Genomic DNA, 13,663 nt, shown 5'->3' with positions numbered 1-13,663 from the left:
TTTTTATCAGTCACTATCGAGGTGTACCATTTTTACCCGAGTAGCCAACTTCTGTCGTAAGGTACTGACCCGCGATGACAAGCTGCCCCGCGACGACGCGGCGGCCGGCGATAAAAACGTAGTCCGCGAAGAGCGTGCCGCGGCGCCAAGCCGCCCTGCGCCGCAGCCGCGCGCCGCCGACAACGGCAACAACGCCCCTGCCCGCCGCTCAACGCCGCGCAAGCGTCCGCCTTTCCCCCTCGCCGAGAGCAACGACTCGATGACCGTGATCCCGCGCGAACAGCACTCGATTTCCCGCAAAGACATTAGCGAAAATGCGCTGAAAGTGCTTTACCGCCTGAACAAGTCCGGCTACGAAGCCTATCTGGTCGGCGGCGGCGTGCGCGATCTGTTGCTCGGCAAAAAGCCGAAAGACTTTGACATCACCACCAACGCCACGCCGGAGCAAGTGCGCAAGCTGTTCCGCAACTGCCGCCTGGTCGGCCGGCGCTTCCGCCTGGCGCACGTGATGTTCGGGCCGGAAATCATCGAAGTGGCCACTTTCCGCGGCCACCACGAACAGAACCCGGAATCCGACAAGAACTCGTCTCAGCAGGCGCAAAACGGCATGCTGCTGCGCGACAACATCTTCGGTTCGATCGAGGAAGACGCCCAGCGCCGTGACTTCACCATCAACAGCCTGTACTACGGCGTGGCGGATTTCACCCTGCGCGATTACGTCGGCGGCCTGAACGATCTGAAACAGGGCGTGATTCGCCTGATCGGCGATCCGGAAACCCGCTACCGCGAAGATCCGGTGCGCATGCTGCGCGCGGTGCGCTTCGCCGCCAAGCTGGATATGCGCATCAGCGAAGAGACCGCCGAGCCGATCCCGCGCCTGGCCTCGCTGCTGCATGAGATACCGCCGGCGCGCCTGTTCGAAGAATCCCTCAAGCTGCTGCAGGCCGGTTACGGTTTCCAGACCTACCTGAAGCTGTGCGAATACCAGCTGTTCCAACCACTGTTCCCGCTGATCGCCCGCAACTTCACGCCGAACCACGATACGCCGATGGAGCGCATTCTGGTGCAGGTGTTGAAGAACACCGATCACCGCCTGCAGAACGACATGCGCGTCAACCCGGCGTTCCTGTTTGCCGCCATGCTGTGGTACCCGCTGCTGGAGCACGCGCAGAAGCTGGCGCAGGAAAGCGGCCTGGCCTACTACGACGCCTTCGCGCTGGCGATGAACGACGTACTCGACGAGCAGTGCCGCTCGCTGGCCATCCCGAAACGCATTACCACGCTGGTACGCGATATCTGGCAACTGCAGCTGCGCCTGTCCCGCCGCCAGGGCAAACGCGCGCACAAGCTGATGGAACACCCGAAATTCCGCGCCGCCTATGATCTGCTGGCGCTGCGTGCGGAAGTGGAAGACAATCAGGAGATGCTGCGTCTGGCCGAGTGGTGGGGCGAGTTCCAGGACGCCACGCCGGCGCGGCAGAAAGCCATGCTGAGCACCCTGGGGGACGATCCGGCGCCGCGCCGCGCGCGTCAACGCCGCCCTCGCCGCCGGGCACCGCGTAAAGAAGGGGCATAATGATCCGCGTTTATATCGCGCTGGGCAGCAACCTGGCGCAGCCGCTGCAACAGGTTAAAGCCGCACTGGAGGCGCTGGAGCATCTCCCGCGCACCCGGCTGGTCACCTGTTCTTCGTTTTACCGCACCAAGCCGCTGGGGCCGCAAAACCAGCCGGACTTTCTCAACGCGGTGGTGGCGCTGGATACACTGTTGCCGCCCGAACAGCTGCTCGACCATACCCAGGCGATAGAACGCAATCAGGGGCGGGTGCGCAAGGATGAACGCTGGGGGCCGCGCACGCTCGATCTGGACATCATGCTGTACGGCGACAAGGTGATCCATACCGAGCGCCTGACTGTGCCGCATTACGGCCTGAAAGAGCGCGAATTCATGCTCTACCCGCTGGCGGAAATCGCTCCCGATCTGATTTTCCCCGATGGCGAGCCGCTCGCCAGCTGCCTCAAGCGCGTGCCGGAAAACGGCATGGCGCTGTGGCATCAAAGTAAAAAGTGATCGCGGGGTCTAGAGCAGATAAAGCTTGAGTTGCGCCACGGCGGCCAGCAGCATCACCACCATCATACAGCCGAATATCCGCCTCACCCACTGCAGCCTTCGTTCCTGCGCTTCCGGCCCCGTAGCCTCCCTCCCGCGTGACCAGACAAACATCACCAACGCAAACGCCAGCATCAAAAAGCTGCTCGCTGCCAACAGCAAACTGCCCGACACCATGCCGGCACGCAGCGACAGCAGCCCGACCACCGCCATCGTCAACGCGGTACGCCCCCAGGCCAGACGAGTACGTTCAGGTTGCAAACCAGGATCGCGCGGCGGCGCTTCCACCGTTGGGTGCATCACACGCCAAAACTCAGAATGACCGCCACCAGCGCCAGAGCGATGACGACCACGAACAGGGTCAATAGCCACAGCAGGCGGGTATAAGGCATATCGCCGTCATGCCGCATGGCTTTCTCATTGGCCTTCCAGCGACGATAGGCCATCAGCCCCAGCACTACAGCCCCCAGCGTCAAAGCCACCGACAGCCCCTGACGGATGGCAGCCGTGCCAAATTCGGAGGCAAACTGATTGATGCCGACCGCTCCCGCCATAAACGCCAATGCAGTGCGGATCCAAGCCAGAAAAGTGCGCTCATTGGCTAAAGAAAAGCGGTAGTCGGGCGTTTTACCCTTGGCCCACCATTTTAACGGGCGATTTGGCGATGGCTGGTTCATGATTTCCCTTGAACATGTAAAACCTTTCTGAAACAGAACCCTCGCACAATAAACAATTCAACCACCGTTTGCCATTCACGATACGGGTTCTGTGGAGTCCGTCTTACAGCGTCAGCCGCGCAACGAACCCGCCCGGCGGGCGATTGGCAAAGCCGATCTGTAAACCATGCAATCCGGCGATACGCTGCACGATCGAGAGGCCCAGCCCGCTGCCGGTTTGCTCCTGCCCCGGCGGGCGATAGAAACGTTCTCCCAGCCGCGCCAGATGCTCCGTGGTGACCCCCGGACCGTCGTCCTCCACCGTCAGCGAGCGTTCGCTCAGCGTCACGGTGACGACGCCGCCCTGCGGGGTATAGCGCACCGCGTTATCCAGCAAGTTGCGCAATAGCAGCGACAGCAGCAAGGTTTCCCCCTGACGCGGCGGCGGCGTTCCCTGATGTTCATAGCGCAGCGTCACGCCCGCCGCATGGGCCTGCCGATCCTGCTCCGCCAGGGTCATCGTCACCAGTTCGTTCCAGTCGATCGGCGCCAGTTCGGCCAGATCCGACAGCGAATCCAGCCGCGACAGCGTCAGCAGCTGATCCACCAGCCGGGTGGCGCGATCGATGCCGACCGTAAGATTGTCCAGCGCGTGCTCGCGCATCGGCGCATCGTCCCCCGCCAGTTGAACCACTTCGGTCTGCACCCGCAGCGCCGCCAGCGGGCTGCGCAACTCGTGCGCGGCATCGGAGGTGAAACGCCGCTCCCGCACCAGCAACGCGTTGATGCGAGCGAACAGCGCATTGAGCGCATCCACCAGCGGACGCACCTCGGTCGGCACCTGGCGCGCGTCCAACGGCGTCGCGTCATCGGGCGCGCGCCGGCGCAAACCGGCCGCCACCGCGCGCAGCGGCCGCAGCTCGCGCCCGACCATCAGCGCGATCAGCAGCATCAGCACCGGCAGCGTCGCCAGCCAGGGCACCAGCTGGCCGGTCACCATGCCCAGCGCCATATCGCGCCGGTAATCCCACTCCTGGCCGACCACGATGCGATAGCGCCCATCTGGGCTGGTCAGCCACAGCAGGCGCCAGCTGTCGTCATCACCTTTGCGCTCGCCGTCGGTAAAACCTTCACGCTCCCCGTCAAACAGGAAATCGGCGCCGTTCTCGCCGTCGTTGAGCAGCATCTTGCCTTGGCGATCGAAGATGGCGAACGCCAGCGCGTCGTCGTCCTGATCGCCTCGCTTGCCGTGATGCACCAGCTTCTTGGTTTTCGGCAGGCTGCGCGCGCTTTCATCGGCCAGCAGATCGCCGAGGTTGGCGGTCGCCAGCCGTTTGGCAAACAGCATCTGCTGGGTGTCGAACACTTCATTGATGGTGTTGCGCGACATCACCCAGGCCACCACGCTGGCGGTGCACCAGGTCATCAGCGCCAACAGGCTGAAGATCAGGATCAGACGCAGCCGCAGGCTGAGACGCTTCACGGCGCATCCCCCAGCGTGTAACCCACGCCGTGAATGGTGCGGATGAAGCCGTTGCCCAGCTTGCGCCGCAGGTGGTGAATATGCACCTCCACCGCATTGCTGCTCACCTCGTCGTCCCAGTTGTACAGCTTCTCCTGAATCAACGGCCGCGCCAGCACCCGCCCCTTGTTGTGCAGAAACAGCTCCAGCACCGCCAACTCGCGCGGCGTCAGCGTCACCGGCTCGCCGTTGCAGCTCACGCTGCGGGTGGCGCTGTCAAACACCACATTGCCGTGCGTCAGCTGCGGCATCAGTTGGCCGTGGCGACGGCGGATCAGCGCCTGCAGACGCGCCGCCACTTCGGCCAGCGCGAACGGCTTGCACAGATAATCGTCGGCGCCGCTTTGCAGCCCGCTGACCCGCTGCTCCAACGCATCGCGGGCGGTGAGGATCAGCACCGGCACGTCCTGCCCGGCCTGGCGCCACTGGCGCAGCAGCTCCAGGCCATCGAGGCCCGGCAGGCTGAGATCGAGGATCACCGCGTCGTACGGCGCGCTGTCCAGCGCATTTTTGCCAACGGCGCCGTCGGTGAACCAGTCCAGATTGAAGCCGAGTTTGGTCAGCCCGGCCTTGATGCCGTCCCCGATCAGTTTGTCATCTTCGATCAGCAGAATTCGCATGAGTATCCCTTTTCAGTCATTGCGCCATTGCACCACAAGGTTCTTAAGAACCGCTTAAGCATGGCGATCCGCGCTACCCACCCCGATCGGGTTACAGTAGAATGGCTGCACTTTTTTGCAGCCTGGGCCTGCGCAAGCCGCACGGCCCGTTTCAGGAGACGTTGTGATGAAACCCACCACCGTGACCCACTTGCGCCAGTGGAAACAGGAGCAACGCAAGTTTGCTACCCTTACCGCCTACGATGCCAGCTTTGCCAAACTGTTTGAAGAGCAAGGCATCAAAGTCCTGTTGGTGGGCGATTCGCTGGGCATGACGCTGCAGGGCCACGACTCCACGCTGCCGGTCACCGTCGCCGACATAGCCTACCACACGCGCGCCGTGCGCCGCGGCGCGCCGGCCTGCCTGCTGCTGGCCGATCTGCCGTTCATGAGTTACGCCACCCCGGAACAGACCTTCGCCAACGCCGCCGAGCTGATGCGCGCCGGCGCCAACATGGTGAAACTGGAAGGCGGCAGCTGGCTGTGCGACACGGTGAAAATGCTTGCCGAGCGCGCGGTGCCGGTGTGCGGCCATCTGGGCCTGACGCCGCAGTCGGTCAACGTGTTCGGCGGCTATAAGGTGCAAGGGCGCGACGAACTGGCCGCCAAACAGCTGCTGCAGGACGCGCAGAACCTGGAGCTGGCCGGCATTCAGCTGCTGGTGCTGGAATGTGTGCCGACCGAGCTGGCGCGCCAGATCACCGAAGCGCTGTCCATTCCGGTCATCGGCATCGGCGCCGGCAACGGCACCGACGGCCAGATCCTGGTGATGCACGACGCCTTCGGCATCACCGGCGGCCACACGCCGAAGTTCGCCAAGAACTTCCTGGCGCAGAGCGGCGATATCCGCACGGCGGTGCAGCACTACATTCAGGAAGTGGAACAAGGCCTCTACCCGGCGGCTGAACACTCTTTTAACTAAGCGATGGTTCCAGGAGTCACCCAATGATTATTATCGAAACCCTGCCGATGCTGCGTCAGCAGATCCGCCGCTGGCGCCAGGAAGGCAAACGCATCGCGCTGGTGCCGACCATGGGCAACCTGCACGACGGCCATATGACGCTGGTCGATGAAGCGCGCGCCCGCGCCGACGTGGTGGTGGTGAGCATCTTCGTCAACCCGATGCAGTTCGATCGGCCGGACGATCTGGCGCGCTACCCGCGCACGCTGCAGGAAGACAGCGAGAAGCTGACCCGCCGCGGCGTCGATCTGGTGTTCGCGCCAGCCCCGGCCGCGGTCTATCCGCAGGGGCTGGAGCAGCAGACCTACGTCGACGTGCCGGGCATCTCCAGCATCCTGGAAGGCGCAAGCCGGCCGGGCCACTTCCGCGGCGTTTCCACCATCGTCAGCAAGCTGTTTAACCTGGTGCAACCTGATTTAGCCTGCTTCGGCGAGAAGGATTACCAACAGCTGGCGCTGATCCGCAAAATGGTGGCGGACATGGGTTACGACATCGACATCGTCGGTGTGCCGACCGTGCGCGCCAAAGACGGCCTGGCCCTCAGCTCGCGCAACGGCTACCTGACCGCCGAAGAGCGCAAGGTCGCGCCGCAGCTGAGCAAAATCATGAATGGGCTGGCGCAGCAGTTGGCCAATGGCGAGCGCCATATCGAAACGCTGCTGGAACAGACCGCCGAGCAGCTGCGCGCCGCCGGCTTTACGCCGGATGAACTGTTTATTCGCGACGCCGACAGCCTGCAGCCGCTGACGGTGGACAGCCAGCGGGCGGTGGTGCTGATGGCCGCCTGGCTGGGCAAGGCGCGTCTTATCGACAACCAGCAGGTCGACCTGACGCTGTAAGCCATTTTTTATACTGTCGTCACCCTTGGCCGCTGACCATTGGTAGACAATGGCGGAGCAATCGGTGACGATAGAGATTGCAGGGATGCAGGAGAGATGTTCAACCCCAGCGCCTGTGAAGGCCGATATTCAGTTAGGTAAAGCTATGATACGTACTATGCTGCAAGGCAAGCTGCATCGCGTCAAAGTCACTCAGGCTGACTTGCACTATGAAGGGTCCTGCGCCATCGACCAGGATTTCCTGGAGGCCGCCGGCATTCTGGAATATGAAGCGATCGATATTTACAACGTGGATAACGGCCAGCGCTTCTCCACCTACGCCATCGCCGCCGAGCGCGGTTCGCGCATCATTTCGGTTAACGGCGCCGCCGCGCGCTGCGCCTGCGTGGGCGACAAACTGATCATCTGCTCCTATGTGCAAATGACCGACGCCGACGCCCGCCAACACCACCCGAAAGTCGCCTATTTCGAAGGTGACAACAACCTGCAGCGCAAGGCGAAAGCCGTGCCGGTTCAGGTCGCCTGACACTAAAACGGGCGCCTTGCGCGCCCGTTCTTCCTTACTGCACCACCACCGTGCCCGGCTTGTTGGCTATCCGATCCGCCATGGTCTGGATCGAGTCGGTGCGCAGAATATACAGCCGCTTCAGCGTATAGGGGTTATCCCCCGGCTTCACCTTGCCCTGCACCGTGGTCACCGCCAGATGGAAACCGGCGTCCTGCGCCGCCTGGATCGCCCGCTGGTTATAGCCGCCGAACGGGTAGGACAGATACAGCACGTGCGGGTTGAACTGCGACAGCGCGCGGCGCGAGCGCTCAAAATCGAACTCGATATTGTGCAGCGAACGGCTCAGCAAAATCGGCTGGCGATTGCCGTCGGTGCGGTGCAGGAAGTGAGTGTGCGACTGCACGTCGAACACGTCCTGAATCTGCTTCAGCTCCGAGACGCTCATAAACTGCAGCGAATCCGGGTTCCATTTCTGCGGGTGGCGTTTGATGCGCGAAGAGATGATGAACGCCGTGGCGCGGAAACCGTAATCCTTCAGCACCGGGTAAGCGTAGCGATAAACCGATTTCAGCCCGTCGTCGAAGGTCAGCACGATCGCCTTGCCCGGCAGGTTGATCTGGTTCTTCAGGTAGGCTTCCAGCTGATACAGCGAAATGGTGTCGTAGCCCGCCTGCTTCAGGTAGGTCATCTGGTTGCTGAACGCCACGTCTGAGGTGGTGGTCGAGGTGTGGCGGAAGCGCTTGTTCTCTTCGTTTTTTAGCAGGTGATGATAGGTCAGCACCGGTATGCCGCTATCTATCTCGCAGTCCAGCTCATTGACAAACCCCAGCCGCTCGCCGATGTTGACCTCGTACCAGGTGTTGTTCAGGCGATCCTTCAGCTTGCCGATGATCGGATAGCGCAGGTTGCCTTCCAGCGTGCCCAAGACCTCGCTGTCCTTGTCCGCCGCGGTATAAACGTCGATCGTTTTTTGGGTGATCAGATTCTGGTTGGTCAGCGGTTTGTTCAGCTCGCCCAGATCGTCTTGTACCTTGCGCGACTTCTTCAGTTCGCGCACGTCATCTTTATCGATAAAGCCGGTGCCGTGCCCGAATTTGAATTCGTAGTATTCCGCATCCGCCGGGAACACCTGGATCAGCTGCCCGCGCTTCACTTCTCCTACCGGGATCACATGCTCGCCCACCAACGCATAGACTTCGCTATCGCGCTGCGCTTCCATGTATTCAGATTTAACCGCGCCGTCTTCCGACAGCAGATTCGCCAGGCTCACAGGGGAAACCAACGACATCAGAATGCCGAGGAAACCAGCCGCTAACGTGTATTGAGGCCGCATGATGATGTTCTACTTACGAGTGCGTAATGACTAAAGTGAAGGAAATGTGGAGCGCCAGCATAGCACGATTTGAACAACGGGGAACTAGCGGTTATTTGAGCAATTCTATTGATTTACGCGCCGCCTGCGCCAAATCAAGAAAAGCGCCCCCGCCGGAAAAGCGGGGGCGCGATACCATCAGCTGCGCAGGCCGCGGCCGCGCTCGATCAGGTACCAGGAAAGCAGGTAAAACACCGCGATAAACGCCAGCAGCACCGCCATGGTGAACGCCAGCGGCACGTCGTTGATGCCGAGGAAACCGTAGCGGAAACCGCTGATCATATAGACGATGGGGTTCAGCTTGGACACCGCCTGCCAGAATGGCGGCAGCAGCGACAGCGAGTAGAACACCCCGCCCAGGTAGGTCAGCGGCGTCAGCACGAAGGTCGGGATCAGGCTGATATCGTCGAAGGTGGTGGCGAACACCGCATTGATCAGCCCCGCCAGCGAGAACAGGATCGCCGTCAGCAGCAGCGTCAGCGCAATCACCCACCAGGCGTGCACCTGCAGCGGCACAAAGAACAGCGAGATGATGGTCACCAGCACGCCGACGCAGATGCCGCGCGCCACGCCGCCGCCGACATAGCCGGCGATCACCACGTGGGTCGGCACCGGCGCCACCAGCAGTTCCTCAATGTTGCGCTGGAATTTGGCGCTGAAGAACGACGAGGCGACGTTGGCATAGGAGTTGGTGATCACCGCCATCATGATAAGGCCAGGCACGATGAACTGCATGTAGCTGAAGCCGTGCATATCGCCGATGCGCGAGCCGATCAGATTGCCGAAGATGATGAAGTACAGCGTCATGGTGATCACCGGCGGCACCAGGGTCTGGATCCAGATGCGCGCGAACCGGTTCACCTCTTTGGCCCAGATGCTCTGCAAGGCCACCCAATACAAACGCGTCATGCTTTTTCTCCATTGCCGTTAACCAGGGTGACAAACAGCTCTTCCAGGCGGTTCGCCTTGTTGCGCATGCTCAGCACCTGCACGCCCTGCGCGCTCAGTTGGGTGAACAGGCCGTTCAGCCCCTGCTCGCGCATCACTTCCACTTCCAGCGTCGAGGTATCCGTCAGGCGGCTGTGGTAACCGTCCAGCTTCGGCAACGGGCTCTTCGCCGCCAAATCGAGGATGAAGGTTTCCGACTTCAGCTTGGCCAGCAGCCCCTTCATCGAGGTGTTTTCCACCAGCTCCCCGTTCTGGATGATGCCGATATTGCGGCACAGCATCTCCGCCTCTTCCAGATAGTGGGTGGTGAGGATAATGGTAGTGCCCTGGGCGTTCAGCTCTTTCAGGAAGCCCCACATCGAGCGACGCAGCTCGATATCCACCCCGGCGGTCGGCTCATCGAGGATCAGCAGCTTCGGCTGATGCATCAACGCGCGGGCGATCATCAGGCGGCGCTTCATGCCGCCGGACAGCATGCGGGCGCGCTCGTTGCGCTTGCCCCACAGATCCAGCTGATTGAGGTATTTTTCGGCGCGCGCCATCGCTTCACGCCGCGTGACGCCGTAGTAACCCGCCTGGTTCACCACGATCTGCAACACGGTCTCGAACGGGTTGAAGTTGAACTCCTGCGGCACCAGGCCGAGCTGGCGCTTGGCGTTGACGATGTCTTTATCGATGTCGTAACCGAACACCCGCACGCTGCCGGCCGTTTTGTTCACCAGCGAGCTGATGATGCCGATGGTGGTGGATTTTCCGGCGCCGTTTGGCCCCAGCAGGGCATAAAAATCCCCCGCTTCGACGCTCAGGTCGATTCCGCGCAGCGCCTTGACGCCACCGGCGTAAGTCTTGGTCAGCTGCGCTAATTCCAGTGCATAATTCATATGTAAAATAGTACCTTATGACGATGAGTATGCCGCCGCGCCCCTGTTTGCGAGGCTTGAAACACTAACGATAATCCTAGCATCGGCGACGTTTTCACTGAGTCGAATCCGTGCGGAAAATGAGGCTGCACCACTGTTCCGATTTCCAAAGTGTGACGCTTACCCTATATTACCCCAACGCAATCTGTCCGTTACGGGTCAATCACCTCCATGAAAGAAATCGAAGAGCTTATCGCCAACAACCAGGCCTGGTCGGCCAACATCAGCCAGGAAGACCCGGAATTTTTTGAACGTTTAGCCCAGGCGCAAAAGCCCCGCTTCTTATGGATTGGTTGCTCTGACAGCCGCGTTCCCGCAGAACGCCTGACCGGCCTCGAGCCGGGTGAACTGTTCGTCCATCGCAACGTGGCGAACCTCGTTATCCACACCGATCTTAACTGCCTGTCGGTGGTGCAGTATGCGGTAGATGTGCTGGAAGTCGAACACATCATCATTTGCGGCCACCTGGGCTGCGGCGGCGTGCAGGCGGCGGTGGAAAACCCGGAGCTGGGGTTGATCGACAACTGGCTGCTGCACATTCGCGATCTGTGGTACAAGCACAGCTCGCTGCTGGGCGAGCTGCCGCCGGAGCAGCGTTTCGACATGCTGTGCGAGATCAACGTCATTGAGCAGGTATACAACCTGGGCCACTCCACCATCATGCAGTCCGCGTGGAAGCGCGGCCAGAAGGTGATGATCCACGGTTGGGTGTACGGCATTCAGGACGGCCGCCTACGCGATATGGAAGTGCTGGCGACCAGCCGCGAGAGCCTGGAGATGGGCTACCGCAAAGCGATAGCCAAACTGAAGCAGGATAAAGGCATATAACCCCGCCGCGGGCGCGGCTGGCCGCGCCCCACATTAATTACTCGTCCAGCAGCACCACTTTGCCGACGTACGGCAGGTGACGGTAGCGCTGAGCGTAGTCGATGCCATACCCCACCACGAACTCATCCGGGATCGAGAAGCCGACATATTCGACCGGCACCTGCACTTCACGGCGCTCAGGCTTGTCCAGCAAGGTGCAAATCGCCAGCGATTTCGGCCCGCGCAGCGCCAAAATCTCGCGCACTTTGTTCAGCGTGTTGCCGGAATCGATGATGTCTTCCACGATCAGCACGTCTTTGCCGCGAATGTCTTCGTCCAGATCCTTGAGGATCTTCACGTCGCGAGTAGTGGACATGCCGCTGCCGTAGCTGGAGGCGGTCATAAAGTCGACTTCGTGCGGCACGTCGATGGCGCGGCAGAGATCGGCCATGAACATGAAGGAGCCGCGCAGCAGCCCGACCAGCACCATGTCGCTGCCGCTGTCGCGGTAATGTTCGGTGATCTGGCGGCCAAGTTCGGCGATACGGGTCTTAACTTCCTGCTCGGAAATCATTACGTCTACAGTGTGTTTCATAGTATTCAGGTCAGTTGCCGGAAGAAAGGCGCAGAGTTTAGCATAGCCTTTCGCCGGTGGCGACGCGAGCGCGCCGCCACCTGAGCGACGGGCCGCGATCATTCGCCGACGGTGAAGCCCATCATCATGCCGGTATCTTCGTGCTCCAGCAGGTGGCAGTGGGCCATGTACGCATGTTCGCTGCTGGCCGGATGGTCGAAGCGCACCAGCACTTCGCTGCGCCACCCTTCGACGCGCACCGTGTCCTTCCAGCCGCTGCGATGCGCCGCCGGCGGTTTGCCATTTTCCGACAGGATACGGAACTGGGTACCGTGAATATGGAACGGGTGCAACATCATGTCGCCCTCGCCGGAAATGGTCCACTTCTCATACTGGCCCCGTTTGGCGGCGAACATCGGCTTGGTCATGTCGAAGGCCTTGCCGTTGATCATGTTGCCGTGGCTGAAATCGAACGGTTTGGCTTTACCCTGCGCGCCACCGTGATCCATCCCGGCCATCTTGCCATGATCCATGCCCTTCATGTTGCCATGATCCATGCCCTGCATGCCGCCCTTTTCCATGCCTTTCATGTTGCCGTGGTCCATGCCTTTCATGTCTCCACCGCCCATCGCGCCATGATTCATGCTCATGCCGGCCATCGCCTGGTGACCATAACGATCCATCAGCGCCTGCATGCCGAGCATATCCAGCTGCGGATCCATCATCAGCTGCAGCCAACGCTCCTGGATACCAGTGGCAGCGGGTAATGTCGGCAGCTTCACCAGGCTGTCCGGCATGGTTTTGATGCCCTGCGCCAGCGACGGCTGAATGCGCAACACCGGCAGCGGTTGATCGAACGGCGCCAGCGTCATACCCATCTGCTTCACCGGCAGCGTCACGATGTCGAACGCTTTCCCGTCGGAGGCATCCACCAGCACTTCAAAACGTTCGCCCATCAGCATCGGCAGCTCGGTCAGTTTCACCGGCTCCGCCAGGAAACCGCCGTCGCTGGCGATGACATACAGCGGACGGTTGTCACTGGCCGCCAGATTCAGCGAACGGGCGTTGCAGCCGTTGAGGAAGCGCAGACGCAGCCAGCCGCGCGGCGCCAAATGTTGCGGATACTGCGCGCCGTTGGTGAACATGCGATCGCCAAACCAGCCCACCGCCGCGCTCATCACGTCCAGGCGGTATTCGATTTGCGCGTCTTTGCCCAACCGCTTATCTTGCAGGATCACCGGAATATCATCCTGCCCCCAGGTTTTCGGCAGCGGCAGTTTGGCGCTCTCCTCATCTTCCAGCAGCACCAGCCCCGCCAGCCCCATCATCACCTGGCTGCCGGTTTTACCGTGGGTATGCGGGTGGAACCAGCAGGTGGCCGCCGGTTGAGCGACAGTGAAATTCACCGTGCGCGTCGCGCCGGGATGGATCAATGCCTGCGGGCCGCCATCGACGTCGCCGGGAATTTCCAGGCCGTGCCAGTGGACGGTGCTGGCCTCCGCCAGGCCGTTTTTGATATCGACCGTCACCGGCTGGCCACGCTGCAGCTTCACCGCCGGCCCGAGCAGCGCGCCGTTGAATCCCCAGGTTTTGGTGGCGGCGCCGGGCAACCAGCGGGTTTCCCCCGCCTGCAGCGCCAGCGCAATTTTTCCCTGCGCGTCCGGCGTCAACAACGGCGGCACCGGCAGGGCCGGCCGATCGGCCGCCCAGGCGGCCCGGCTCCATAACGGCAATGTGCTCGCAGCGCCCAGTGCGGCGGTTAATTTAATAAAATCACGGCGTAACATC

General features: G+C 61.4%; 15 protein-coding genes. 6 read left to right on the top strand and 9 right to left on the bottom strand.

All coding sequences use genetic code 11. The annotated features are described in order from the left end of the window. The first annotated feature begins 28 nt into the window (after nt 1–28). Together pcnB and folK are read left to right on the top strand one after the other, a co-directional pair. On the top strand, nt 29–1,576 hold the full coding sequence (pcnB, locus tag ACJ8HH_RS17625) for a polynucleotide adenylyltransferase PcnB (protein WP_071883846.1): 1,548 nt from the start codon (nt 29–31) through the stop codon (nt 1,574–1,576). Beyond that, nucleotides 1,576–2,070: a 2-amino-4-hydroxy-6-hydroxymethyldihydropteridine diphosphokinase gene (gene folK / locus ACJ8HH_RS17620; protein ID WP_033649607.1), complete on the top strand. Its 495-nt coding sequence runs from the start codon at nt 1,576–1,578 to the stop codon at nt 2,068–2,070. Before pcnB ends, folK begins: the two co-directional genes overlap by 1 nt. Nucleotides 2,071–2,079: 9 nt before the next feature. Here the strand turns inward: folK and ACJ8HH_RS17615 are convergent, their stop codons facing one another. The 4 genes from ACJ8HH_RS17615 to qseB all read right to left on the bottom strand — a co-directional run bounded on the left by ACJ8HH_RS17615 (nt 2,080) and on the right by qseB (nt 4,907). After that, nucleotides 2,080–2,409, bottom strand: a complete 330-nt coding sequence (locus ACJ8HH_RS17615) for a DUF202 domain-containing protein (RefSeq protein ID WP_052210573.1) — start codon at nt 2,407–2,409, stop codon at nt 2,080–2,082. Continuing rightward, entirely contained in the window at nt 2,409–2,786 is a 378-nt protein-coding gene (locus tag ACJ8HH_RS17610) for a YidH family protein (protein ID WP_039567233.1), read from the bottom strand. The genes ACJ8HH_RS17615 and ACJ8HH_RS17610 overlap by 1 nt, the downstream gene beginning before the upstream one ends. 103 nt (nt 2,787–2,889) lie before the next feature. Then, complete coding sequence (gene qseC / locus ACJ8HH_RS17605) at nt 2,890–4,248, bottom strand: quorum sensing histidine kinase QseC (protein WP_033649605.1); 1,359 nt, start codon at nt 4,246–4,248, stop codon at nt 2,890–2,892. After that, a complete protein-coding gene (qseB, locus tag ACJ8HH_RS17600) occupies nt 4,245–4,907 on the bottom strand; it encodes a quorum sensing response regulator transcription factor QseB (RefSeq protein ID WP_060451974.1) in 663 nt (220 codons plus the stop codon). Before qseB ends, qseC begins: the two co-directional genes overlap by 4 nt. A gap of 166 nt (nt 4,908–5,073) precedes the next feature. Here qseB and panB point away from each other — a divergent pair, with 166 nt between their 5' ends. The 3 genes from panB to panD all read left to right on the top strand — a co-directional run bounded on the left by panB (nt 5,074) and on the right by panD (nt 7,272). Further along, entirely contained in the window at nt 5,074–5,868 is a 795-nt protein-coding gene (gene panB / locus ACJ8HH_RS17595; protein ID WP_033649604.1) for a 3-methyl-2-oxobutanoate hydroxymethyltransferase, read from the top strand. A 23-nt stretch (nt 5,869–5,891) separates the two neighbouring features. Beyond that, nucleotides 5,892–6,746 (top strand): pantoate--beta-alanine ligase, encoded by an 855-nt coding sequence (gene panC, locus ACJ8HH_RS17590; protein WP_033649603.1) that lies wholly within the window; start codon nt 5,892–5,894, stop codon nt 6,744–6,746. Nucleotides 6,747–6,891: 145 nt separating this feature from the next. Beyond that, complete coding sequence (gene panD / locus ACJ8HH_RS17585) at nt 6,892–7,272, top strand: aspartate 1-decarboxylase (RefSeq protein ID WP_004937544.1); 381 nt, start codon at nt 6,892–6,894, stop codon at nt 7,270–7,272. A gap of 34 nt (nt 7,273–7,306) precedes the next feature. Here panD and ACJ8HH_RS17580 read toward each other — a convergent pair whose 3' ends face one another. The 3 genes from ACJ8HH_RS17580 to ACJ8HH_RS17570 form a co-directional block, all read right to left on the bottom strand. After that, nucleotides 7,307–8,587, bottom strand: a complete 1,281-nt coding sequence (locus ACJ8HH_RS17580; RefSeq protein WP_033635920.1) for a polysaccharide deacetylase family protein — start codon at nt 8,585–8,587, stop codon at nt 7,307–7,309. 177 nt (nt 8,588–8,764) lie between these two features. Continuing rightward, the gene (locus ACJ8HH_RS17575) at nt 8,765–9,535 is read right to left on the bottom strand and encodes an ABC transporter permease (protein ID WP_033635921.1); all 771 of its coding nucleotides are present in this window, start codon (nt 9,533–9,535) and stop codon (nt 8,765–8,767) included. Continuing rightward, nucleotides 9,532–10,455 (bottom strand): ABC transporter ATP-binding protein, encoded by a 924-nt coding sequence (locus tag ACJ8HH_RS17570; RefSeq protein ID WP_033635922.1) that lies wholly within the window; start codon nt 10,453–10,455, stop codon nt 9,532–9,534. Before ACJ8HH_RS17570 ends, ACJ8HH_RS17575 begins: the two co-directional genes overlap by 4 nt. A gap of 210 nt (nt 10,456–10,665) precedes the next feature. On the opposite strand from ACJ8HH_RS17570, the gene can reads away from it, so the two are divergent. Continuing rightward, entirely contained in the window at nt 10,666–11,322 is a 657-nt protein-coding gene (can, locus tag ACJ8HH_RS17565) for a carbonate dehydratase (RefSeq protein WP_033635923.1), read from the top strand. Nucleotides 11,323–11,359: 37 nt separating this feature from the next. Here can and hpt read toward each other — a convergent pair whose 3' ends face one another. Beyond that, a complete protein-coding gene (gene hpt / locus ACJ8HH_RS17560; protein ID WP_048234659.1) occupies nt 11,360–11,896 on the bottom strand; it encodes a hypoxanthine phosphoribosyltransferase in 537 nt (178 codons plus the stop codon). Nucleotides 11,897–11,994: 98 nt separating this feature from the next. Further along, entirely contained in the window at nt 11,995–13,662 is a 1,668-nt protein-coding gene (gene cueO, locus ACJ8HH_RS17555) for a multicopper oxidase CueO (RefSeq protein ID WP_197766274.1), read from the bottom strand. Nucleotide 13,663: the final 1 nt, after the last annotated feature.

The organism is Serratia sp. CY32780, assembly GCF_052169135.1.
Classification (GTDB): domain Bacteria; phylum Pseudomonadota; class Gammaproteobacteria; order Enterobacterales; family Enterobacteriaceae; genus Serratia; species Serratia sarumanii.
The sequence above is the reverse complement of the archived record's forward strand: the minus strand, read 5'-3'. Positions and strand labels throughout refer to the sequence as shown.

Excerpts from the sequence above, each read along its gene's own strand:
- ACJ8HH_RS17580 (WP_033635920.1), bottom strand. The coding sequence starts at position 8,587 with ATGCGGCCTCAATACACGTTAGCGGCTGGTTTCCTCGGCATTCTGATG.
- ACJ8HH_RS17575 (WP_033635921.1), bottom strand. The coding sequence starts at position 9,535 with ATGACGCGTTTGTATTGGGTGGCCTTGCAGAGCATCTGGGCCAAAGAG.
- cueO (WP_197766274.1), bottom strand. The coding sequence starts at position 13,662 with ATGTTACGCCGTGATTTTATTAAATTAACCGCCGCACTGGGCGCTGCG.
- ACJ8HH_RS17570 (WP_033635922.1), bottom strand. The coding sequence starts at position 10,455 with ATGAATTATGCACTGGAATTAGCGCAGCTGACCAAGACTTACGCCGGT.
- panD (WP_004937544.1), top strand. The coding sequence starts at position 6,892 with ATGATACGTACTATGCTGCAAGGCAAGCTGCATCGCGTCAAAGTCACT.
- ACJ8HH_RS17615 (WP_052210573.1), bottom strand. The coding sequence starts at position 2,409 with ATGCACCCAACGGTGGAAGCGCCGCCGCGCGATCCTGGTTTGCAACCT.
- folK (WP_033649607.1), top strand. The coding sequence starts at position 1,576 with ATGATCCGCGTTTATATCGCGCTGGGCAGCAACCTGGCGCAGCCGCTG.
- hpt (WP_048234659.1), bottom strand. The coding sequence starts at position 11,896 with ATGAAACACACTGTAGACGTAATGATTTCCGAGCAGGAAGTTAAGACC.
- panB (WP_033649604.1), top strand. The coding sequence starts at position 5,074 with ATGAAACCCACCACCGTGACCCACTTGCGCCAGTGGAAACAGGAGCAA.
- can (WP_033635923.1), top strand. The coding sequence starts at position 10,666 with ATGAAAGAAATCGAAGAGCTTATCGCCAACAACCAGGCCTGGTCGGCC.
- ACJ8HH_RS17610 (WP_039567233.1), bottom strand. The coding sequence starts at position 2,786 with ATGAACCAGCCATCGCCAAATCGCCCGTTAAAATGGTGGGCCAAGGGT.
- qseB (WP_060451974.1), bottom strand. The coding sequence starts at position 4,907 with ATGCGAATTCTGCTGATCGAAGATGACAAACTGATCGGGGACGGCATC.
- panC (WP_033649603.1), top strand. The coding sequence starts at position 5,892 with ATGATTATTATCGAAACCCTGCCGATGCTGCGTCAGCAGATCCGCCGC.